The organism is Nocardiopsis sp. M1B1 (assembly GCF_052466615.1).
The window spans coordinates 6,007,605-6,028,140 of record NZ_CP196194.1 but is presented as its reverse complement, the minus strand read 5'-3'; the positions used below and the strand labels follow the sequence as shown (position 1 = coordinate 6,028,140).

17 protein-coding genes are annotated in these 20,536 nt (G+C 74.9%); 9 read left to right on the top strand and 8 right to left on the bottom strand.

Going from position 1 to position 20,536, the window contains the following annotated elements; all coding sequences use genetic code 11:
* Nucleotides 1–139: 139 nt before the first annotated feature.
* Complete coding sequence (locus ACSTA4_RS26115; protein WP_444961395.1) at nt 140–1,453, top strand: glycoside hydrolase family 6 protein; 1,314 nt, start codon at nt 140–142, stop codon at nt 1,451–1,453.
* Nucleotides 1,454–1,583: 130 nt separating this feature from the next.
* Nucleotides 1,584–2,636 (top strand): zeta toxin family protein, encoded by a 1,053-nt coding sequence (locus ACSTA4_RS26110; RefSeq protein WP_444961394.1) that lies wholly within the window; start codon nt 1,584–1,586, stop codon nt 2,634–2,636.
* Nucleotides 2,637–2,678: 42 nt separating this feature from the next.
* Here ACSTA4_RS26110 and ACSTA4_RS26105 read toward each other — a convergent pair whose 3' ends face one another.
* Nucleotides 2,679–3,680: a R2-like ligand-binding oxidase gene (locus ACSTA4_RS26105; protein ID WP_444961393.1), complete on the bottom strand. Its 1,002-nt coding sequence runs from the start codon at nt 3,678–3,680 to the stop codon at nt 2,679–2,681.
* 205 nt (nt 3,681–3,885) lie between these two features.
* Between ACSTA4_RS26105 and ACSTA4_RS26100 the strand changes: the two genes are divergently transcribed.
* Nucleotides 3,886–4,122: a hypothetical protein gene (locus tag ACSTA4_RS26100; protein WP_013155191.1), complete on the top strand. Its 237-nt coding sequence runs from the start codon at nt 3,886–3,888 to the stop codon at nt 4,120–4,122.
* A gap of 73 nt (nt 4,123–4,195) precedes the next feature.
* Here the strand turns inward: ACSTA4_RS26100 and ACSTA4_RS26095 are convergent, their stop codons facing one another.
* From ACSTA4_RS26095 to ACSTA4_RS26080, 4 genes are all read right to left on the bottom strand, one after another.
* Entirely contained in the window at nt 4,196–5,842 is a 1,647-nt protein-coding gene (locus tag ACSTA4_RS26095) for a DNA repair helicase XPB (RefSeq protein WP_416023630.1), read from the bottom strand.
* A gap of 168 nt (nt 5,843–6,010) precedes the next feature.
* Nucleotides 6,011–6,286 carry a hypothetical protein gene (locus tag ACSTA4_RS26090; protein WP_444961392.1) on the bottom strand — a complete coding sequence of 92 codons (276 nt, stop codon included), beginning with the start codon at nt 6,284–6,286 and terminating at the stop codon, nt 6,011–6,013.
* A 416-nt stretch (nt 6,287–6,702) separates the two neighbouring features.
* Nucleotides 6,703–7,161 (bottom strand): hypothetical protein, encoded by a 459-nt coding sequence (locus ACSTA4_RS26085; protein WP_444961391.1) that lies wholly within the window; start codon nt 7,159–7,161, stop codon nt 6,703–6,705.
* A gap of 193 nt (nt 7,162–7,354) precedes the next feature.
* The gene (locus ACSTA4_RS26080) at nt 7,355–9,946 is read right to left on the bottom strand and encodes a helicase-associated domain-containing protein (protein ID WP_444961390.1); all 2,592 of its coding nucleotides are present in this window, start codon (nt 9,944–9,946) and stop codon (nt 7,355–7,357) included.
* 165 nt (nt 9,947–10,111) lie between these two features.
* Here ACSTA4_RS26080 and ACSTA4_RS26075 point away from each other — a divergent pair, with 165 nt between their 5' ends.
* From ACSTA4_RS26075 to ACSTA4_RS26060, 4 genes are all read left to right on the top strand, one after another.
* Nucleotides 10,112–10,897: a hypothetical protein gene (locus ACSTA4_RS26075; protein ID WP_444961389.1), complete on the top strand. Its 786-nt coding sequence runs from the start codon at nt 10,112–10,114 to the stop codon at nt 10,895–10,897.
* A 565-nt stretch (nt 10,898–11,462) separates the two neighbouring features.
* The gene (locus tag ACSTA4_RS26070; RefSeq protein WP_212642631.1) at nt 11,463–11,846 is read left to right on the top strand and encodes a cold-shock protein; all 384 of its coding nucleotides are present in this window, start codon (nt 11,463–11,465) and stop codon (nt 11,844–11,846) included.
* Between the two features lie 273 nt (nt 11,847–12,119).
* Complete coding sequence (locus tag ACSTA4_RS26065; protein ID WP_444961388.1) at nt 12,120–12,875, top strand: DUF3027 domain-containing protein; 756 nt, start codon at nt 12,120–12,122, stop codon at nt 12,873–12,875.
* A gap of 297 nt (nt 12,876–13,172) precedes the next feature.
* Nucleotides 13,173–16,466, top strand: a complete 3,294-nt coding sequence (locus ACSTA4_RS26060) for a sacsin N-terminal ATP-binding-like domain-containing protein (RefSeq protein WP_444964277.1) — start codon at nt 13,173–13,175, stop codon at nt 16,464–16,466.
* Between the two features lie 135 nt (nt 16,467–16,601).
* On the opposite strand, the gene ACSTA4_RS26055 is transcribed toward ACSTA4_RS26060, so the two are convergent.
* Nucleotides 16,602–17,474 (bottom strand): MOSC domain-containing protein, encoded by an 873-nt coding sequence (locus tag ACSTA4_RS26055; protein ID WP_444961387.1) that lies wholly within the window; start codon nt 17,472–17,474, stop codon nt 16,602–16,604.
* Between the two features lie 67 nt (nt 17,475–17,541).
* Here ACSTA4_RS26055 and ACSTA4_RS26050 point away from each other — a divergent pair, with 67 nt between their 5' ends.
* Together ACSTA4_RS26050 and ACSTA4_RS26045 are read left to right on the top strand one after the other, a co-directional pair.
* A complete protein-coding gene (locus tag ACSTA4_RS26050) occupies nt 17,542–17,895 on the top strand; it encodes an ArsR/SmtB family transcription factor (protein WP_150253877.1) in 354 nt (117 codons plus the stop codon).
* Nucleotides 17,896–17,910: 15 nt separating this feature from the next.
* The gene (locus ACSTA4_RS26045) at nt 17,911–18,534 is read left to right on the top strand and encodes an SRPBCC family protein (RefSeq protein ID WP_444961386.1); all 624 of its coding nucleotides are present in this window, start codon (nt 17,911–17,913) and stop codon (nt 18,532–18,534) included.
* Between the two features lie 33 nt (nt 18,535–18,567).
* Here ACSTA4_RS26045 and ACSTA4_RS26040 read toward each other — a convergent pair whose 3' ends face one another.
* The gene (locus ACSTA4_RS26040) at nt 18,568–20,064 is read right to left on the bottom strand and encodes a DUF7059 domain-containing protein (protein WP_444961385.1); all 1,497 of its coding nucleotides are present in this window, start codon (nt 20,062–20,064) and stop codon (nt 18,568–18,570) included.
* A gap of 54 nt (nt 20,065–20,118) precedes the next feature.
* A complete protein-coding gene (locus ACSTA4_RS26035; RefSeq protein WP_212642635.1) occupies nt 20,119–20,373 on the bottom strand; it encodes a DUF2530 domain-containing protein in 255 nt (84 codons plus the stop codon).
* Between the last annotated feature and the right edge of the window lie 163 nt (nt 20,374–20,536).

Sequence of the window (20,536 nt, the reverse complement as noted above, 5' to 3'; positions counted from 1 at the left end):
TCACCTTTGGGGAACACAGTCGTTACCCCCCTGGGGGCAAGGGGCCCCGCCGGGTACTGTGACTTTTTGGGAGCGCTCCCATGCGCGCAGTAACGGGGAAGCAGGGGAAACCGGGGAACACCACACCGAAGGAAGGCTCATGTCCCGCACACGCATAGCCATCGGAGCCGCAGTGAGCTCCGTCTCGGCCCTGGCACTGGGAGCGGCGCTGCTCGCCACGGCGCCCGCCTCGGCCGCCGGGTCCGAGTTCTACGTCAATCCCGACACGTCGGCGGCCGTCTGGGTCGAGGAGAACCCGAACGACCCCCGGGCCGACGTCATCCGCGACCGCATCGCCTCGGTCGCCCAGGCCACCTGGTTCACCCAGTACAACCCCGACGAGGTCCGCGACGACGTGGACGCGGTGGTCAGCGCCGCCGACGCCCAGGGGCAGACCCCCATCCTGGTGGTCTACAACATCCCCGGCCGCGACTGCGGCAACCACAGCGGCGGCGGAGCGCCCAGCCACGACGCCTACCGCGCCTGGGTCGACGAGGTCGCCGCGGGTCTGGAGGGCCGGTCCGCCACCATCGTCCTGGAGCCCGACGCCCTGCCGCTGGTGAGCGCTTGCAGCGACCCGTCCGAGCTCCTGGACTCCATGGCCTACGCGGGCAAGGCGCTCATGGAGGGCTCCTCCGAGGCCAGGGTCTACTTCGACATCGGCAACTCGGCCTGGCTCGGCCCCCAGGAGGCCGCCGACCTGCTCAACGGCGCGGACGTCGCGAACAGCGCGCACGGCATCGCCACCAACACCTCCAACTACAACTGGACCCACGACGAGGTCGCCTTCGCCGAGGCCGTCATCGCGGCGACGGGCGTGTCCGGGCTCGGCGCCGTGGTCGACACCAGCCGCAACGGCAACGGCCCCGCGCCCCAGAACGAGTGGTGCGATCCGCCGGGACGGATGATCGGCCGCCCCAGCACCACCGACACCGGCAACCCGCTGATCGACGCCTTCATCTGGACCAAGCTGCCCGGTGAGGCCGACGGCTGCATCGCCCCCGCGGGGCAGTTCGTACCCCAGGCCGCCTACGACATGGCGGTGAACGCCCCCGAGTACCCCACCGACCCGGGCGAGCCGACCGACCCCGAGGAGCCCACCGACCCGCCCGCGGGCGAGGGCTGCACGGCCGACTACAGGATCGTCAGCGAGTGGGGCAACGGCTTCCAGGCGGCGGTGACGGTCACCGCCGAGGACTCCCTCAGCGGCTGGACCGTGACGTGGACCTACGCCGACGGACAGCGGTTCACCCAGGGCTGGAACGCCGAGTTCTCCAGCAGCGGGTCGCGGGTCACGGCCTCCGACATCGGCTGGAACGGCACGCTCGGCGCCGGCGGCAGCACCGAGTTCGGGTTCACCGGGACCCACGGCGGTAGCAACGGCACGCCCGAGGTGACGTGCTCCGCGGCCTGACCGCGCTGACGGGGTGGGACGCGCCGCGTCCCGCCCCGTCCTCCTGGCCGCCTCCGGCCAACCGTGCCGAACCCCGTACCCCGGGGCCGGGGAAGCACTAGCATCCCCGGTGGGTGAAGGGCGGACACGGATGACGATCCCACAGGTGGGCGAGCGGACCCTGGTGGAGGACAGCGCCTGCGGCGGGTTCCCCGCGCAGGAGGCCGGTCCCCGGCAGGCCCGTGAACGGGCCTACAACCTCTACAGCGCGGCCGTCGGCGCCTGCCTGAGCAGGACCGGGCTCCGGGAGCGCGCCGCCGAACTCCTCGCGCGGGAGGCCCGGCTGCCCTTCCTGGACGACGGGGAGGTCGCCCGGGTCAACCGCGAGCTCCCGCGAACCGTCGCCGAACTGCGGGCCGAGCCGATCCGTGTCCGCGACGGCGCTACCCCCGGGGAGCCGGGCCCCGTCCTGGCCGGGGCCGACCTGGAGGCCCTGTTCGACCTCGCGCTCCGCGACCGGCTCACCGGACCGGCCCGCGAGCGGCCCCGGCTCCTGCTCCTGGGCGGCCAGCCCGGCTCGGGCAAGTCCACCCTCCAGCGCCTGGTCCTGCCGTTCCTGCCCGAGGGCACCGTCAGCTACGACGGAGACGACCTGCTGCGCCTGGCCCCCGACTACGAGTGGGCGATGGCCGCCGACGACCGCGCCGCCTCCTCCGCCCTGGCCCGGCAGGTCGGCGGCCTGCACGGGCTGGCCATGGCGCACCTGCGCGCGGGCCGCGTGGACGCCGTGTGCAGCCACCCCCTCGGCCGCGCCGACTGGGCCGCGTCCTGGGTGGAGGGGTTCCGCGAAGCCGGGTACCGGGTCGAGGTCGCCCTCGTGGCCACCCACAGCTCCAACAGCCGCTTCGCGATCGCTGACCGGTACGCCCGGGCCCGCGCCGACCAGGGTTTCGGCAGGTGGATGCCCGAACTCCACCATGACCGTTTCTATCTGGGCCTCCCCAACACGGTGGAGTTCCTGGAGACCCACCGGCTGGCGGACTCGCTCTACGTCCTCTCCCGCGACGGCGACGTGCTCTACGCCAACCACCGGGAGGAGGACGACTGGCGGACCGAGCCGTTCGGGCGCGTCGCACTGGAGGCCGAACGCGGGCGCCGGGAGCTGTGGCACGCGTCCGGGCGCGCCCCGCGCAGCGCCGTCTGAGGGGGCCCGGCGGGCTGCCGTCCAGGCGGGCCCGGCGGGTCCTCAGTCCCGGGCCGCCAGCCTCCGCACGGCCTCCCGGTCCTCCTCGCCGAACCGCTCCTCCAGTTCCTCGGGCGCGGCGTCCAGGTCGATCCGCGACACGGGCACCCCGCGCGCGGACTCGATCGCGCCGAGGCGGCGCAGCGCGCGGTCGCCCGCGTAGCGGACCAGTTCGCCCGGCGGCAGTTCGTAGCGGCGGGTCGCCGGGTCGCCCGAGGGCTCCTCGCCGCGTTCCACCGTGGACGTCACGTGCGGCAGCAGCTCGTCCAGCCGCTCGCGCACCACGTCCCAGTTGGCGTCGTCGGCCGCGACGTGGCGGCGGCACGTGAAGGTGCCCCACGCCATGTGGCGCCGCTCGTCGTCGCCGATGCTGCGCACGATCCGGCGCATCCCCGGGAAGACGTCGCGCACCGTGCACAGGTGGTTCCAGGCGTAGTACCCGGTCAGCGCCAGCGAGCCCTCGATGACGTGGTTGTAGGTCACCGAGGCGCGCACCTGGTTGCGTGGGCTCGGGTCCTCCAACAGCGCCTCCAGGGACCCGGGCAGCTCCTCGTAGAACAGCGTCCGGTACCCCGGGTTGGCGTCCACGTACCCGTGCAGGTCCTCGTGGACCCCGAGCGCGTCCAGCCACAGCCGGAACGCCTGGACGTGCTTGGCCTCCTCGAACGCGAACTGGGTCAGGTACATCTCGTCGCCCAGCCGCCCCTCCGCGGCCATGGCCCGCAGGAAGGGCTGGATGTCCTCCGTGACCGCCTCCTCGCCCGCCACGAAGAACGCGCACAGCCGCAGGATCCGCGCCCGGGCCCCCTCGCCCAGCCCCTCCCAGTCCTCGGCGTCCCGGCTCAGGTCGATGTCGGCCGGGTTCCAGAACCGGGCGTTGCCCTTGGCGAACAGCTTGAGCGGGAGGGAGTCCCAGTTCAGGCCGCCGCCCCGGAGCGAGTGGAAACCGGTGCGGCGCCCCGCGGGAGCGGACGGGGGCTGTGCGGGGGTCGGGGAGACGGGCACGGGGAGGACCTCCTGGCCGCTGGGGGGAGCTGCTGTGCCCTCATGATTGGACACGGGAGGGGTTCGTGTAAAGAGCGAGCGGGGTGCGCGGCGCCAAAAACCGAATCCGACTCGGTGGATTTGCGGCCGCGGCCGTTGACGGCGCGCCCCCGCCGAAACGGTACGGTCGGGGAGTACCGACCGCACCGAACGATCGGGGAACGACGTGTTCTGTGGTGATCCCGGCACATCCGGCTACACCGCGTGCGCCGCCCAGACCCAGCTCTTCGCGTTGGCCTCCGCCATCCCCGCCCTGCTCGGCATGGCGCTCCTCGTGGCGGCCTTCACCGCCCCCTCCGTGCGGGGCGACCGGCTCCTGCGCACCCGCACCCTGAGCTACTCCCTGGTGGCCTGGGGAATCGCCGCGGGCACCTACGTCATGGGCGGTCTGCCGTCCTTCTGAGCCGACGCGGCCCCGCGGGCGGCCCCCGGGAGCACCCGCCCCGCCGGGCCGTGCCCGGGACCGCCCGCCCCGGTCAGATCTCCTCGCCCGACAGCAGGTCGCCCGCGTCGGTGATCCGGTAGGCGTACCCCTGCTCGGCCAGGAAGCGCTGCCGGTGCGCGGCGTAGTCCTGGTCCAGGGTGTCGCGCGCCACCACCGCGTAGAACCGGGCGGCGCGGCCGTCGGACTTGGGGCGCAGCACCCGGCCGAGCCGCTGGGCCTCCTCCTGCCGCGAGCCGAAGGACCCCGACACCTGCACCGCGACACCGGCCTCGGGCAGGTCGATGGAGAAGTTCGCGACCTTCGACACCACCAGCGTCCGCAGGTCCCCGGAGCGGAAGGCGTCGAAGAGGCGCTCGCGCTCCTTGTTGCGGGTCTCGCCCTTGATCACCGGTGCGCCCAGCGACGCGCCGAGCTCGTCCAACTGGTCGATGTAGGAGCCGATGACCAGCACCTGCTCCTCGGGGTGGCGCTCCACGATCTCCCGGACCACGGAGTTCTTGGTCTCGGAGGAGGCGCAGAACCGGTAGCGGTCCTCGGGCTCGGCGGTCGCGTACGCCAGCCGCTCGGCCTCCGACAGGTCCACCCGCACCTCGACGCAGTCCGCGGGGGCGATCCACCCCTGGTTCTCCATGTCCTTCCACGGCGCGTCGTAGCGCTTGGGGCCGATCAGCGAGAACACGTCGCCCTCGCGGCCGTCCTCGCGCACCAGGGTCGCGGTCAGGCCCAGTCGGCGCCGGGCCTGGAGGTCGGCGGTCATCCGGAAGATCGGCGCGGGCAGCAGGTGCACCTCGTCGTAGACGACCAGGCCCCAGTCGCGGGCGTCGAACAGCTCCAGGTGCGTGTACACGCCCTTGCGCCTGGCCGCCATGACCTGGTAGGTCGCGATGGTGACGGGGCGGATCTCCTTGCGGGTGCCCGAGTACTCGCCGATCTCGTCCTCGGTCAGCGAGGTGCGCCGCAGCAGCTCGGTCTTCCACTGGTGCACCGACACCGTGTTCGTCACCAGGATGAGCGTGGTCGCCCCGGTCATGGCCATCGCCGCCGCGCCGACCACGGTCTTGCCCGCGCCGCACGGCAGGACCACCACGCCGGACCCGCCCGCGTGGAAGCTCTCCGCGGCCTCCCTCTGGTAGCCGCGCAGCTCCCAGCCGTCCTGGTCGAGGTCGATCCGGTGCGCCTCGCCGTCCACGTACCCGGCCAGGTCCTCGGCGGGCCACCCGATCTTGAGCAGCGCCTGCTTGAGGTTGCCGCGCTCGCTCGGGTGCACGGAGACCGAGTCCTCGCCCAGCCGCTCGCCCAGCATGCCCTTGAGCTTCTTGGCGCGGACGACCTCCTCCAGCACGGCGCGGTCGGAGGACTCCAGGACGAGCCCGTGCCGCGGGTCGCCCACGAGCCTCAGCCGCCCGTAGCGGTCCATCGTCTCGGCGATGTCCACCAGCAGCGAGTGCGGCACCGGGAACTTGGAGAACCGGATCAGCGCGTCCACGACCTGCTCGGCGTCGTGCCCGGCGGCACGGGAGTTCCACAGGGCCAGCGGGGTGATCCGGTAGGTGTGCACGTGCTCGGGCGCGCGTTCGAGTTCGGCGAAGGGGGCGATGGCCCGGCGGCACTCGCCGGCCAGCTCGTGGTCGACCTCCAGCAGGAGCGTCTTGTCGGACTGGACGATCAGGCAGGACAACACGGACCTTCAATCTCGCGGGGCGGGGGCGGCCACAGGTGCAACGCATCCGGGCCTCCGATCATGCCCGGGGCCCGCACTCCCGTCCTCCCGGGCCGTCCGGGCCGGGAGGCGGTCGCGGGCCAGGCGAACAGCGGGGGGAGGGGGAGGGGGTCGGCCGGGGTCCGGTCAGGAGGTGAACAGGAGCATCACCATGGCCAGGACCACGACCGGGATGAGGAAAAGGACGAAAAGCGCGAAATAGGCGAAGTTGCAGGTCCAGGTGTACCGGATGTACCGCTCCACCCGTTCGGGGTCGGGGAGCCTGCGCAGCGTCGCGATGCCGAACCAGACCCCGGGCACGTTCACCGCCAGCAGGAAGAACCAGAAGCCCAGGTACATCATCAGAATCGACGCCGCCGCGCTGAGGACGGCCACCACCAGCGCGGCCACGGCGCCGCCCACGCGGGCGGGAGGGGCCGCCGGAGGAACCGCCCCGGGGGGGAACACCCCGGCCGGCGCCGCCGGAGGCGGGGCGCTTCCCAGCAGGGAACCCGTGGCGTGTCCGCCCGGGCCGGGCGGCCCCGGCGCGCCCGGAGCACCGACCGGACCCGCCGGACCCGGCGAACCCAGGCCCCCGGGCAGCCGGAACGGCGCCGAGGACGCCGGACGCCCCGGGCCGCCCCCGTGCGCGGACCCCGGTGTGTAGCCGTGCTTCCTCTCCCAGAAGGCCTTCGGGCCGCCTCCGCCGTTCATCACCGTTCGTCCCCCTCCCCCTGCCTGCCGGACCCGCCTCGTACCGCTCCCGGCACCGTCTTCGCCGGTCACCCCCGCGCTCCGTGCAGACGCGGTGCCCGGTGGCCCCGTCCGCCAAACACGGCTCAGTAGTTGGTGACCGGGACGATCCCCTGTATCCAGGAGCCCGCCTGGGTGAACATCACCAGCGTCAGCACCAGCATCACGAAGAGCATCACCCCGGCCGCGCCCAGGCAGTACCAGGAGTAGCGCGTGAGCGTCTCGGCCTGGACCGCGCGCCCCCGGTCGCGGGCGTGGGCGGCGCGCACCGCGAACACGATCCCGGCGATGCCGAACAGCCAGTTCATGCAGCACAGGAAGGTCAGGGCGTGCAGGATCAGCGCCATCGTCGAACTGCTGGCCCCGATCGCCGTCCGGCGTGCGTCGGGTCCGTCGCGCTCGTCCTCGCGGTCGTCGCGGCGGTCGCTCCCGGTCCCGCGCCCCCCGCCGCGCTCGGGGGCGCGGGCCCTGCGGCGCTCGCGGTCGTCGTCGCGTCCGTGCTCACGGGGGGACGATGCCCCGGGGGGCAGCGATGCGTTGCTCATGGGGGTTCTCTCGCTGTCGGTGGGTCGACCAACTCGGTTCCAGACTAGCCCGCCGCCTCCGGGCCGATCGTGAGGAACCCGGGTGGGCTCCCAACGCCGTCGCCGTCGCCGTCCGGGACGGCGCGGTCCGCCCGCGCGGGGCCTCCCGCCGTCCCGTCCCAGGACAGGCGGACCGGCGCGGCTCCGCCCGCCCCTACCGCCCCGCTTCCTCCCGCGGTTCCGGGTCCAGCTCGGCCACGGCGGTCACCCGGTGCACGGCGAAGCGGTGCACCGCCGCCCGGGTCGCGTCGTAGGCGGTCAGGAAGCCCCCGTCCACACCCGACGGCTCCACGATCCGGCTCACCTGTCGGCCGTCGGTGTCGGTGTAGCCGATCCACACCCTCCGGCCGTCCCTGGCGGCTCCCGCGAGCACCTCCAGCACCGCCGCCGACCGCGACCCCGGCGGGCCGTTCTCGGGCAGCGGTACCGGTGTGCGCGCCGCCGTGGCGGCCTCGTCCCCTGCGCGCACCGCCCGCACGGCCGCGGCCGCCAGTTCCCGTGACGTCACCGACCCGTCCGTGACTGGGGGCGCGGTGTCCGCCGCGTCGGCTCGGCGCACCTCGGGGCGGCTCAGCCGCATCGCCCCGTCACCGCCCTCGGGCACCGGGTGGTACCCCAGCTGCCGCAGCCGCTCCACCAGCGCCGCGCGGGTGGACCGGCTCGCCACCACGGTCGGCGCCAGCCTCAGCAGCCCCAGGTCGTCGGCCCGCCGGTCGCTGACCAGCTCCTCCAGCAGCGCGGGCTCGTCGCAGCGCAGGTAGCTCGACGCCGAACCGGCCCGCAGCCGTCCGTGCCGCCGGCCCACGTCCGACACCAGGTACCGCAGGGCCTGGGGGAGCGGGGTGCGCGAGTGGCGTTCGAGCAGGGCGGTGATGTCGGCGACGCCCCGCCCGGCGTCCAGCGCCCGCCGCACCGACCCCTCCGTGAACCGGTACACCGTGGCCCCGCCGGTGGACTCCACGTCGGCGACCAGGGCCAGCTCACGGGCCAGTTCGGCAACCAGGGGGCCCGGCGCGACGGCCGTCAGGTCGCCCTGCACCAGCACGTAGTCCAGCGGCTTGGGCAGCTCCCCGCCCAGGACGCGCGCCGCCGCCTCCTCATCGCCGTCCAGCAGCGGCCGGACGTGGTCGGCCAGCGCGCCGCGCCCGGTCAGGCCGAGCGCGGCCGCCTCGGCCGCCGCCGCCCGCACCAGTTCGGCGTAGACCGGCGACTGGCGGCGCGGGCGCCGCCAGGACAGGCGCGCCGACAGCGAGTCCGGCAGCGGGGCCAGACCCGGTTCCGCGGTGCCCAGCTCCGTGAGCAGGTCGCGGCGGGCCTGCGGCGCGGCCGGACGGACCAGGCCCGGGCCGAGCGCGTTGCGCATCCGCCCGCCCGAGTCGCGCGACCCGCTCAGCGACGCCACGCGGTCCGAGTCCAGCCAGGCGGAGGCCAGCCGCAGCCACCGGTGCGCGGGCGCGCGCTCCCGCCACAGGTCGTACTCGCGGGTGGGCAGCCACTCGCCCTCGACCCGGTCGTCGGCGCCCAGCAGCCCGGCGGCGTGCGCGACCTCCACGAACAGGGCGGCGGTGGCCTCGTCGGTGTCCATCGTCTGGGCGGCGCGGCGCAGGTCGCGCACGCCCAGACCGCCGTTGCGCAGCACCGCGGCCGGGTCCTCCGACCAGTGCTCCAGGAGTTCCTCGACGGCCCGCAGCACCGTGAAGGCCTGCCCGGCGGCCGCCCGTGCCACGGCTTCGGCGGGGTGCGCGGTCCCCTCGAAGGGCGGCGGCGCGGTGGTGACCTCGCGGAACAGCCGCCCCGAACGCAGGTGCAGTCCCACCTCGCGCGGCAGGGTGAGGGTGTCGTCGCCGCTCGGCAGCAGGAGGGCGCGGGCGATCAGCTCCTCGACAGGGGAGGAGGCGGTGGCCAGGGTGACCTCGCGGCGGGCGTCGGAGACGGTCCCGTGCGGCGGCCCCCACGCCATGCTGTCCAGCAGCCGTCGGGCCTGGGCACCGACCGGGCCGGGCGGGGCGGACAGCACGGCGGCGACCGCCTCGACGGGGGTGTCCCCGCCGCCGTTCGGCGCGAGGTCGTCGGCGAGCCTCCTGACGGCGCCGTGCGGCAGCGCGGCGAGCAGCACGCGCGCGGGCGGGCCGAGCTGGGCGGGCCGGGGGAGCAGGTCGCGCAGTACCTGGACGGGGCGCAACCGTCCCCGGTCGGGCCAGACCAGGGCCAGGCGCAGCAGGGTGTCCAGGGCCTCGCCGACCGGCCCGTCCACCGTGTCGTGCTCCGGAGTACCGGCGCGGGCGTCGGCGGGGCCGCCGCCCGGGCTCGCGCCGTCGGCCGCCTTCGCGGCCCGTCCGCCGACCGTGACGCCGTCCGAGGGGTCCGCCGTCCCGTCCGCCCGGTCGGCCCCGCGGCCGCCCACCGGTCCGAGCGCGTCGGCCAGTTCGGCGGCGGACACCCCCACCGGCTCGGACAGCCGGTCGTCGCCGAGGGCCACCACCGACTCCAGCACCTGGAGCGTGAACCGGTCCAGCCGTTCCAGGACCCGCAGAACGGTGTTGCGGGTGGTGGCCCGTGAGGCGAGCGCGCCGATGTCGGCGGGGACGGGCTGGGCCAGGTCCGGGCGGGCCCGCAGCAGGGCGACGAGTGCGTCGTCCGACCGGCCGCGCAGCCAGGAGGTGAACGTGGGGGGACGGCCCGACGCGGGGACCGTGCGGTTCCCCGTGCCCGGTCCGCGCCCGTCGGGCGGTGCGTTGTCGCTCATCGGTTCAACGCTAAGCGATCAGGGCCCCGGTGTTCGCGTCCGTCCCCTGTGGCTTCCGCGACTGCCTCCGTCACACCGTCGTAGACCGTATCCGAGGGAAAGCCGGTGACCGAAACTGGGAAGTAGGGCTTAAAAGCCAGGTCGTCCTGAGCCAGTATTGGGGACATGACCCAGCGCTCGGAACAACTGGTACTGGATTATCTGTCCGGGGTCGGCCTGGAGCTGCACGGGCGCATGACTGCGCAGGAACGCACCGCCTACCTCGCCGGAGTGCGCTCGCGCATCGACGCGCGCCGCGCCGCCGCAGGAGACGACGCGGACACCGTCCGGGGCATCCTCAGGGGTCTGGGCACGCCCCGGGACCTGGTGGAACGCGATCTCGACGGCCGTGACCTCGACGTCGAGGACGACGAGCTGATCCCCTCCAGGCCGCGCCACGCCGACCGGCCGCCGCCGCCCTGGCGGGGCGGCCCCGACCGCGGGCTCAGGTCCCTGCTGGAGGGGCCCGGCCGGACGGAGATGCGCGTCCGGGGCCGCCGCGCGGACCGAGGCGACCGGCCCGGACCCGGCGACCGGGCCGAACGGTCCGGGCCGGTGGCGGTGCTGCGCCGCCACCCGCCCGAGGCCGCGGCCCTGCTCCTGCTGCTGCTGGCCGTGCCCTGGTGGTGGGACCTGGCCTTCCTGTGGGTCCTGGGGGCGGCCCTGATCCTGCTCAGCCAGGTGTGGCCCGCCCGGGACAAGTGGATCGGCGTGGGCCTGCCCCTGCTCTCCTGCGCGCTCGGCATGGCCCTGTGGAGCGGCGAGGCCGAGTTCGTCGACGAGTACGTCCAGGAGTCCCTGACCTCCACCGGGGTCATCGGCCTCGGCGTGGCGTCCCTGGTGTGCGCGGTCTACCTCCACTCCCGGCTCCCGCGCCCGGCGCCGTCCGCGCGGGACGCGGCGCCGCGCTGAGCACGTGCGCGCGGCCGTGCGCCGTGTCGGAGCGCGCGGTGTTCTCCCAGTTCAACGGCCTGCTCCCGCTGGTCATTGCTTGGCAAACGCTGGGGAATAACCTTTTCCGGTCGGCCCGTTACCGCGCGTCCGAACACACGGATTCGGGTAGTCATGTCGGTACACCGCCTCTTTCGCTGCAGGCGGTCGCGTCAGTACCGGCGACCCGGCCTCCAGCCCGGTCGCCACAGCAGCCGGGGCGGCCCGTGTCTCCGCCGAGTCCCGTCCCACACTCCGCACCCAGCGGTGAGGGGCCGCCGTCGGCGCCGCGAGGCCCGGATGATCCGCATCCGGGCCTCCTCGACGTGTCCGGGCCCGCCCCGCGTCCGGGAGGCCCCGCCCCGCCGGACGCGCGGGGAGCGGCGGCCGTTTATGCCCTCGCGCCGGTGAGTCCCCGGGCACTACTTTGGAGGCACCCGTGGAAAAACCAGGGGTGTCCCGGCAACGTGCGGACGGCGCGGACCCCACCGCGCCCGCCCGTGACCCGTTCCCGGCACGCCCGCCAGTGAAAGCATGAGGTCCCCAGGTGCCCACCGGCAAGGTCAAGTGGTACGACGGCGACAAGGGATTCGGTTTCCTCACCCGCGACGACGGCGGTGAGGTCTTCGTGCACTCCTCCTCGCTCCCTCCGGGAACCACGTCGCTGCGGCCCGGCCAGAAGGTCGAGTTCGGCGTGGCCGAGGGCCGCAAGGGCGCCCAGGCGCTCCAGGTCAAGCTCCTGGAGGACCAGCACTCGGTCGCCCGGGCGCGGCGCAAGAAGCCGGACGAGATGGTGGTGATCACCGAGGACCTCATCAAGCTGCTGGAGGGCCTGTCCAACGGCTACCGCCGGGGACGCCACCCCGAACGCCGCGAGGCGGCCAGGATCGCCTCCGTGCTGCGCGTGGTCGCCGACGACCTGGAGGCCTGAGCGGCCGCCGCGCCCCCGGACGGGAGGACAGGGTGCCCGGGGGCGGGGCCGCGGGACCCGTTCCCTCCGGGGTCCGGGCCCGCTCCGGTTCGCCCGGGCCCGGTCCGGCGTCTCCGGTGTCCGGGTGGTCACGGGCCCGAGACGGGTTCCGGAGGATGTATCGGGCGAACCTTGACCCTCGTTATGGTCAAATCGGTGCTCGCGATCAGTGAGAATGGGGGCGTGAGCCCTACTCGACGTTCTCCTGTACCGGACAAGGCATGTATCGAGGCGGTGGAGCTGGCTCGCTCGGTGGCCGCCGAGGTCGGGCGACCCGAGTGGGTGGGTGAGCACCTCGCCCCCCAGGTCGAGGACACCCGCCTGGTCACTCACCTCTTCACCTGCCTGGACCCCGCCTACCCGGGGTGGAACTACGCCGTCACCGTGGTCCGCGCCTCGCGCGCCAAACAGGTCACGGTGAACGAGGTCGTTCTGCTGCCCGGCGAAGACGCCCTCGCCCCGCCCGAGTGGGTGCCCTGGAAGGAACGGCTGCGCCCCGGCGACCTCGGCGTGGGCGACCTGCTGCCCGCCGAGGAGGACGACGAACGGCTCGTCCCCGGCTACGCCCAGGTGCCCGACAGCGAGCTGGACGCCGAGGGCGAGGACCGGCAGGCGATCTGGGAGCTGGGCCTGGGCCGACGCCAGGTGCTCTCGGAGTTCGGACGCGAGCAGGCCGCCGAGCGCTGGTACAACGGCGAGGGCGGCCCGCGCAGCCCGATCGCGGCTGCCGCGCCCGCTCGCTGCCTGACCTGCGGTTTCATGACCCCGCTCGCCGGTGAGCTGCGCCAGATGTTCGGTGTGTGCACCAACGAGTACGCCCCCGACGACGGCCGCGTGGTCTCGATGGACCACGGCTGCGGAGCCCACTCCGAGGTGCGCCGCCCCGAGACGCGCAACGATCCGGTCAAGCCCGTCGTGGACGAGATGGGCTACGACCACATCGTCTTCGACGACACCGCCGAGCTGGAACTGGTCTCCTCGGATTCCTGACGCGGGCGCGTACCGACGCTGTTTGACGCGGGCGCGTACCGACGCTGTTTGACGCGGGCGCGCGCCGACGCTGGCGTGCGCCGACGCCGTCCGGCACCGGTGTACGCCGCTGCCGTCCGGGGCCGCCGAGCCCCGGAGCCGTCCGGACCGGAACCCGCCTCCTCCTGACGCCGTGCCGCCGCGCCGCACGGTCCGGCCCCGGCCCTCCGCTCCGGTGGGCTAGGGTCGGTTTACCGCATCCGATCCCGCCCCGGGTGCACCGTGCCGGGCGTGCCCGCAGCGCAGGAGGAAACCGCCATGGCCGAGCCGCTGACCGCTTCGGTGGCCGATCCCTACAACACCGCCGAGCTGCGCCGACGCGTTCTCGCCGCGTGGGCCGACGCTCCCGCGCGCTTCCGTGAGGACGCCAACGCGGAGGAGGACTTCGCACTCGGCGGCTACCGCGACCGGGTCGTGGTCGAACTGGCCCAGAACGCCGCCGACGCCGCCCGCCGCGCGGGCGTCCCCGGCCGGCTGCGCCTGACGCTGACCGGCCACCGCCTGACCGCCGCCAACACCGGCGCCCCCCTGACCGCCGAGGGCGTGGAGTCGCTGGCCACGCTGCGTGCCTCCACCAAGCGCGGCGAGCAGGGCTCGGCCGGACGCTTCGGCGTGGGCTTCTCCGCGGTGGCGGCGCTCAGCGACGACGTCACCGTCGACTCCGGCGGCTCGGCCGTCCGCTTCAGCGCCGAGGCCGCCCGCGCCGCGGTCACGGACCTGCTGGGCGGCGAAGGCGCCCACAGCGGCCTCGCGCAGGAGGTGGAGCACCGTTCCGGGCACGTGCCCATGCTGCGCCTGCCCTTCCCCGCGGAGGCCGCCCGCCGTGGGACGTCCGAGGCCGCCGGGACGGGAGAGGGCTCCGGGGACTACGACACGGTCGTCACCCTCCTGCTGCGCGACGACCGCGCGCGCGACCGGGTGCGCGAACTCCTGGACCGGACCGGCGAGGCGCTCCTGCTCGCCCTGCCCGGCCTGGTCGAGGTGCGCGTGGACGTCGAGGGCGCCGAACGCGTCCTCACCCGCGAGGAGGCCGCCGGAACGGCAGACCTGGTCACCGCGCACCTGGACGGCGACGGCACCCGGACCACCCTCTGGCGGACCCTCGAACGCTCGGGCTCCTTCGACCCCGCCCTGCTCGCCGACCGGCCCACCGAGGAACGCGACCGCACGTCGTGGTCGCTGACCTGGGCGGTCCCCGTGGACGAGGGCGGCGCGGTCGCCGCCCTGCCCGCCGACGTCGAGCCCGTGGTCCACGCGCCCACGCCCACCGACACCGAACTCGACCTGCCCGCCGTCCTCATCGGCACCTTCCCGCTGGGCAGCGACCGGCGCGCGGTCCAGCCCGGTGCCGCCACCGACCTGCTGCTCATGGAGGCCGCCGAGGCCTACTGCGCCCTGCTGCGGCGCTTCGACCCCCGGGCGTCGCTCGACCTGGTGCCCGGAACCCGTGTGGGCGGCGGCGCCGTCGACGCCGTCTTCCGAGCCCGTGTGGCCGAGCCCCTCCAGGACACCCCGTTCCTGGTGACGGCGGCCGGTGCGCCCGTCGCCCCGCGCGACGCGGTACTCCTCGACACCGGGGGGCCGGGCGGGACCGACGGCCCGGCCACCGACCTCGTCCGCGTCCTGTCCGAGCTCGTCCCCCCGCTGCTGCCCGGGGGCTGGAGCCCGCGCCACCCGGCGCTGGCCGCCCTGCGCGTCCACCGCCTCGGGCTGGCCGACGTCGCCGACCTGCTCGCCGACACCGACCGGCCCCCGCACTGGTGGGCCGCGCTCTACGCCGCCCTGGACCGGGCGGGCAGGGGCGGCGCCGACCTGGACGAACTCGGCGCCCTGCCCGTCCCGCTGGCCGACGGCAGGCTCGTGCGCGGTCCCCGTTCGCTGCTGGTGCCCTCCGAGGACTGGTCGGCCGCGGACGGCGCGCGCGGTGACGAGCGCGACGGCTGGGACGACCGAGACGAGCGGGACGGCTGGGGCAGCCGGGACGACCGGAGCGACCAGGACGCCTGGGACGGACAAGGGGACGGGGACGACCGGGGCGGGCGCGGGCCCCTGGACGCCCTGGCCGCCCTGGGCGTGCGCGTCGTGCACCCCGGGGCCGTCCACCCCCTCCTCAACCGCCTGGGCGCGGTGGAGGCCAGCGCCGCGACCGTGCTGCGCGACGGGCGCACCGAGGCCGCCGTCCGCGCCTCCCTGGACGCCGACGACCCCGAGCCCGTGGCCGAGGCCGTGCTCGGCCTGGTCGCCGCCTCGGGGATCAGCGCCGCCGACGTGCCCTGGCTCTCCGAGCTGGCCCTGCGCGACGACGAGGACGGCTACTCGGTCGCCGCGGAGCTCCTCGTGCCCGGAGCGCCCCTGGCCGACCTCCTCGTGGACGACGCCCCCTTCGGCACCGTGCACCCGGACCTGGTGGAACGCCACGGGACCGGGGTCCTGCGCGCGGTCGGCGCGCTGTGGGAGCTGACCGCGGTCCGCGCCGAGGAGGTCGCGCTGGGCGAGGACCTGGCCTCCGTCTTCGACGGCGCGGCGGGGGAGGAGGGCCCGGACGGCCTGGAGGACTGGGCCGACGAGGTCCTCGAACGCGTGGGCGACCCGGAGCTGCCGCCGGTCGTCCCGGAGCTGGTGTGCGTCGCCGACCTGGACTACGTGGCCGACGAGCAGTGGCCCCGCGCCCTGGCCATGCTCGCCGAGGGGCCGCTGCGCGAGGCGGTGACCGCCCCCACCCGCGTGCTGCTGCCCGACGGCCGTGTGACGGATGTGCCCTCCTACACCGCCTGGTGGCTGCGCACGCGGGCCCTGCTGGGCGGGAGCGCGCCCGCGGGGCTTCGGCTCGGGGACGCCGACCCCGCCCTGGTGGGCCTGTACGACGAGGTGAGCGCCGACGTCGACCCGGAGTTCGCCCGCGCGCTGGGCGTGCGCACCACCCTGGAGGACGTGCTGGCGGACCCGGACGGCGCGGACGACCTGCTCGCCCGGCTGGCCGACCCCCAGCGGCACGTGGACCGCGCGTCGCTGCGCAGGGTGTGGACCGCCCTGGCCGGGGTGGACGCCGACCTGGTCACCCCGCCCTCCCGCGTGCGGGCCGTGCGGGGCGGGTCGATCGTGGTGGCCGACGCCGAGGACGCGGTCGTGGTGGACTCCCCGGACCTGCTGCCCCTGCTGGAGGAGCAGGAGCGGGCCCTGGTGCTCGCTCCGGCCGAGGCGGCCGAGGCCGTGGCGGACGTGCTCGACCTGGACCTGGCCAGCGAGGCGGTGACGGGAAGGATCGGATCCGCGGGGCAGATGCGCCAGGTGCCGGACGAGGCGGACCTCTTCCTCGACCCGGCGGGGGAGCCCGACCGCACCTACCTGCACCACCAGACGCTCACGGTGGACGGGGTGGAGGTGGAGTGGTACGTCGCGGACGGCTCGGCGCACGCCTCGACCACGGACGGACTGGCCCGGGCGCTGTGCTGGCGCGCGGGGCAGTGGTCCAGGAGGCACGTGCTGGCCGACGCGCTGCGCGAGCCGGGGGCGGCGGCGCGGCTGCTGGCCGAGGCCGACCTGGACGACTGAGGCCCTCTCCGGCGCCCGCGGGAGCGCCCGGAGGCCCCGACCGGCCTCCGGTCCCGGCCCGACGACGGAGGACGCGCCCCCGGTTCCGGGGGCGCGGGGCCCCTGGCCGCACCCGCCGGGTGCGGCGGACGGCGTTCAGGCCGAGGCGCCCGTCAGGTCCGCGTCCCCCTCCCGGGCGTCCTCCCAGGCGAGCACCTCCACCTCGTCGCCCACGGCCAGCGTTCCGGTGCGGGTGACGGCGAACTTGGCGCCGAAGGCCACACCGCCGTGGGCCCGGCGGTAGTCCGCCAGGGTGCGCAGCGGCTCGGGCCCCGCCTTGGCGCCCCGGGCCTGGTCGACCGTTGTGACCACGCAGCGGACGCACACCTTGGCGAAGCCCAGCTCCGCGGTGCCCAGGCGCAGGGCGCGGACGCGGTCCTCGGTGTGCGGATCGGCCCAGCCCGACACCACGACGTTGGGCCGGAAGCGGTTCATCGGCACGGGTTCGGCGCCCCGGGCGAGGATGCGCTCGCTGAGCAGGTCGAGGGAGGCCAGCGACGTCATCAGCACCGCGGTGCTGTCCGCGAACGCGCTGGTGCCCGGGGTCAGTCCGCCCACACGGCGGTCGTGGTCGTCGGGCACCCGCACCAGGCGGCTGGGCGCGCCGAGCACCTCCGACAGCCACTCCGCGGCCTCGCGGCCCTGGTCCACGCCGACGAACGGCTGCCGGTGCACGGTCACGTCCAGGCGCGGGCCCCCGGGGTCGACCTCGACCTCCAGGGGCGCGAAACCGTCCGCCTCCGGACCGGGGCCCCACCCCAGGTCCAGGCGCGCGCCGTCCGCGCTGATCCCCGCGCGGACGAGCGCCATGCGGGGGTCGTTGCGCTGGCTGCGGAAGCCCCCGGCGTCGTCGACCACCATGAACGTGCGATCGTGCCTGATACCGGCGGACGTCATCTCGGCGGTCCGCACGGACGTGCCCGCGCATCCCTTGACCGGGTAGTGGACGAGTTCCTCGATTCGGACCATGGGAGAACGCTAGCGCATTGATCGATCAACGCTGGCTTATATAGGCAATTACTTATATGGTGAGGTCATGCACGCCTTCGACGTCCTCGGGGACCCCGTCCGACGCCGCCTGCTGGAGCTGCTCAACGAGGGTGAGCACTCCTCCGGCGAGCTGACCGAGGTCGTACGGGCCGAGTTCGGTATCTCACAGCCCGCCGTCTCCCAGCACCTGCGCGTGCTCCGGGAGAACGGCTTCGCCACCGTGCGCAGGGAGGGCACCCGCAGGCTCTACGCGGTCGACCCCTCGCCGCTGCGCGACGTGGACGCCTGGCTGCGGCGCTTCGCCGCCCGCTGGGAGCCCCACCTGATGGCACTGGAGACCGAACTGGCCCGGGGAAGGCGCCAACGCCGAGGGCCCGCCGACGAGGGACGGGACCGCTAGCAAGGGGAGCACACCATGGACGTTCGCAAGCAGATCGACGCGGTCGGCCGCACGGTCGAACTCGACGGCGCCGGGGCCGACGCCGCCGTCACGCTGACCCAGGACTACGACGCGCCGATCGACGACCTGTGGGACGCCTGTACCAACGCCGAACGCATCCCCCGGTGGTTCCTGCCGGTCACGGGCGACCTGCGCGAGGGCGGCGCCTACCAGCTGGAGGGCAACGCCGGGGGCCGGGTGCTCAGCTGCGAACCGCCGAACTCCTTCCGCGTGACCTGGGAGTTCGGTGAGGGGCGCAGCGAGGTGGAGGTCCGACTGACCGCGCTGTCGGACGGGCGGACCCGCTTCGCGCTGACCCACTTCGCGCCGCTCGACGACTTCTGGGCCCAGTACGGCCCCGGCGCCACCGGCATCGGCTGGGAGATGGGACTCCTCGGCCTGAGCCTGCACCTGGCCTCGGGGGCCGACGCGGTGGCGGAGACGGAGGGCTGGGACAGGACCGAGGAGGCCCGCTGGTTCATGGAGCAGAGCGGACGCCTGTGGGGCGAGGCGCACGCCGCCGCCGGTGCCGACCCGGAGGAGGCCCGGGCCTCGGCGGAGCGGACCGTGGCCTTCTTCACCGCGGAGCCCGGGGCCTGAGCCCGCCGGGGCCGTCCGCCCGGACGGCCCCGGTCAGCGGGCCACCCGGAAGAACCCCTCCGCGATGAGGGTGCGCAGCGCGTCGGGAGTGCGCTCGCGCACCAGCGCGGGGTCCTCGCCGATCAGCTCGGCGATGACGTCCAGCAGCGGGCCCACCGGCATGGTGCCGTCGCACACCCCCGCCAGAGCGGCCTCCACCGTCCCCACGCGGGCCACGCGCCGCAGGCCGTCGCGCTGGCGCAGCAGGATCTTCTCCGGGTCCGGCGCGCCGGGGCGGCCCACCCTCTCCTCCACCACGCCCGGTGCGAGCGCCACGTGCGCGGACAGCAGCGCGGCGTCGGTCAGGCGCAGCGCGGTCATCGCCCCGTCCACCACGTCGGGCAGGTAGGGGCCCACGGGCCGCTCGATCTCGTGCCGCAGCTCCTCCACGCGCACGGTCGCGTCCTGGGCGACGTCGTTGCGCAGGCAGATCCACCCGAACCCGATGCCCTTGATGCCCTCGCGCTCGAAGTAGTCGAGCCAGGCGTCGTAGCGGCGGGTGTACTCGGGGGTGCCGTGCTCGCAGGAGTCGCGCAGCCACAGCTCCACGTACTCGGCGGGGTCCTGCACGTCGCGCTGGACCACCCAGCCCGAGCACCCGGTCCCGGTCACCCAGCCGCCGACCCGGTCCTCCCAGTCGTCGCCGTCGCGGTGCACCCAGTTCGCCAGGATCTGGCACCAGCCGCCCTCGGTCAGGTGCGCCGGGGCCTGCCGCACCAGCTCGGCGCACACGGTGTCGCCGGGCAGGTCCGACTCGCGGTAGGTGTACCGGGAGGAGTCGGGGGTGATCACGAACGGCGGGTTGGACACGATCAGGTCGAAGCGCTCGCCCCGGACCGGCTCGTACAGCGAACCCTGCTCCAGGCGGGCGTCGGCGACCCCGGACAGGGCCAGGCTGATCCCGGCCAGGCGCACGGCGCGCGGGTTGAGGTCGGTGGCCACCACCTCGCGCGCCCGCGAGGCCAGGTGCAGGGCCTGCACCCCGCAGCCGGTGCCCACGTCCAGGGCGCGCTCCACCGGTCCGTCCACGATCAGCTGGGACAGGGTGGAGGAGGCGCCGCCCGCGCCCACCACGTGGTCGGGGGAGGGGACCGCTCCGCTGCCGGGGCGCACCTTGGGGTCGGAGACCACGAACCCGGGCCTGCCGTCCTCCAGCTCCCAGGGGCCCAGGTGCACCAGGGCGCGCACGACGGGCCCGCTCCCGCCCTCCTCCACGGTGACCAGCCCGGCCTCGGCCAGCTCGTCCACGGGCAGGATCGAACGCGCGGCGCGCGCGGGGATGGACGACCGCAGCCACCACAGGCGCAGCAGCAGTCCGAGCCGTTCGTCGCCGCCGGTGGCGCGCAGGGCGGGCACCAGCTCCTCGCGGGCCAGTGCGCGCGCGGCGGCGTCGCCGAGGCGGTCGCGGACGCCGGACACGGTGTAGTCGGCGTCGATGAGGATGCCGCGGAGTCGCTCGGCCAGACCGCGCGGAAATCTCGTCTCAGACACCCGCCCATTATCGGGCAGAACCGCGGTGCCCCGCCGGGGGGTGCCCGGCGCTGGTCAGGAGTGGTCGGCCCGGCGGTCGGCGGCGTCGGAGCGCCTGCGCAACAGGTGGGGTATGTACAGGAACCCGAACACGCCCAGCACGATGCCGGTCACGCAGACGCCGATCCACCAGCGCTCGGACGCGGGCAGCCCGTCGCCCATGGCGATGAGGACCACGAGCGCCACCGTCCACGCCAGGGTGCCGATCGCGGCGGGCACGCGGTAGTCGCTCTCGTGGACGTCCGGGTCGGGCTGACGAGGTTTGCGCACGGTTCCAGGCTATCCGCTCACCGCAGGGCGGGGTCTGCGCGCACGGGGAGGCGGCGCGCACACCGGCGAGGGGGCTGGCGCGCCCCGTTCGGCCCCGCCGCGCGGGGACGGATTCGTCACATCCCAAGAGCCGATCCTCCGGACCTATGGTCTTTCCTACGAA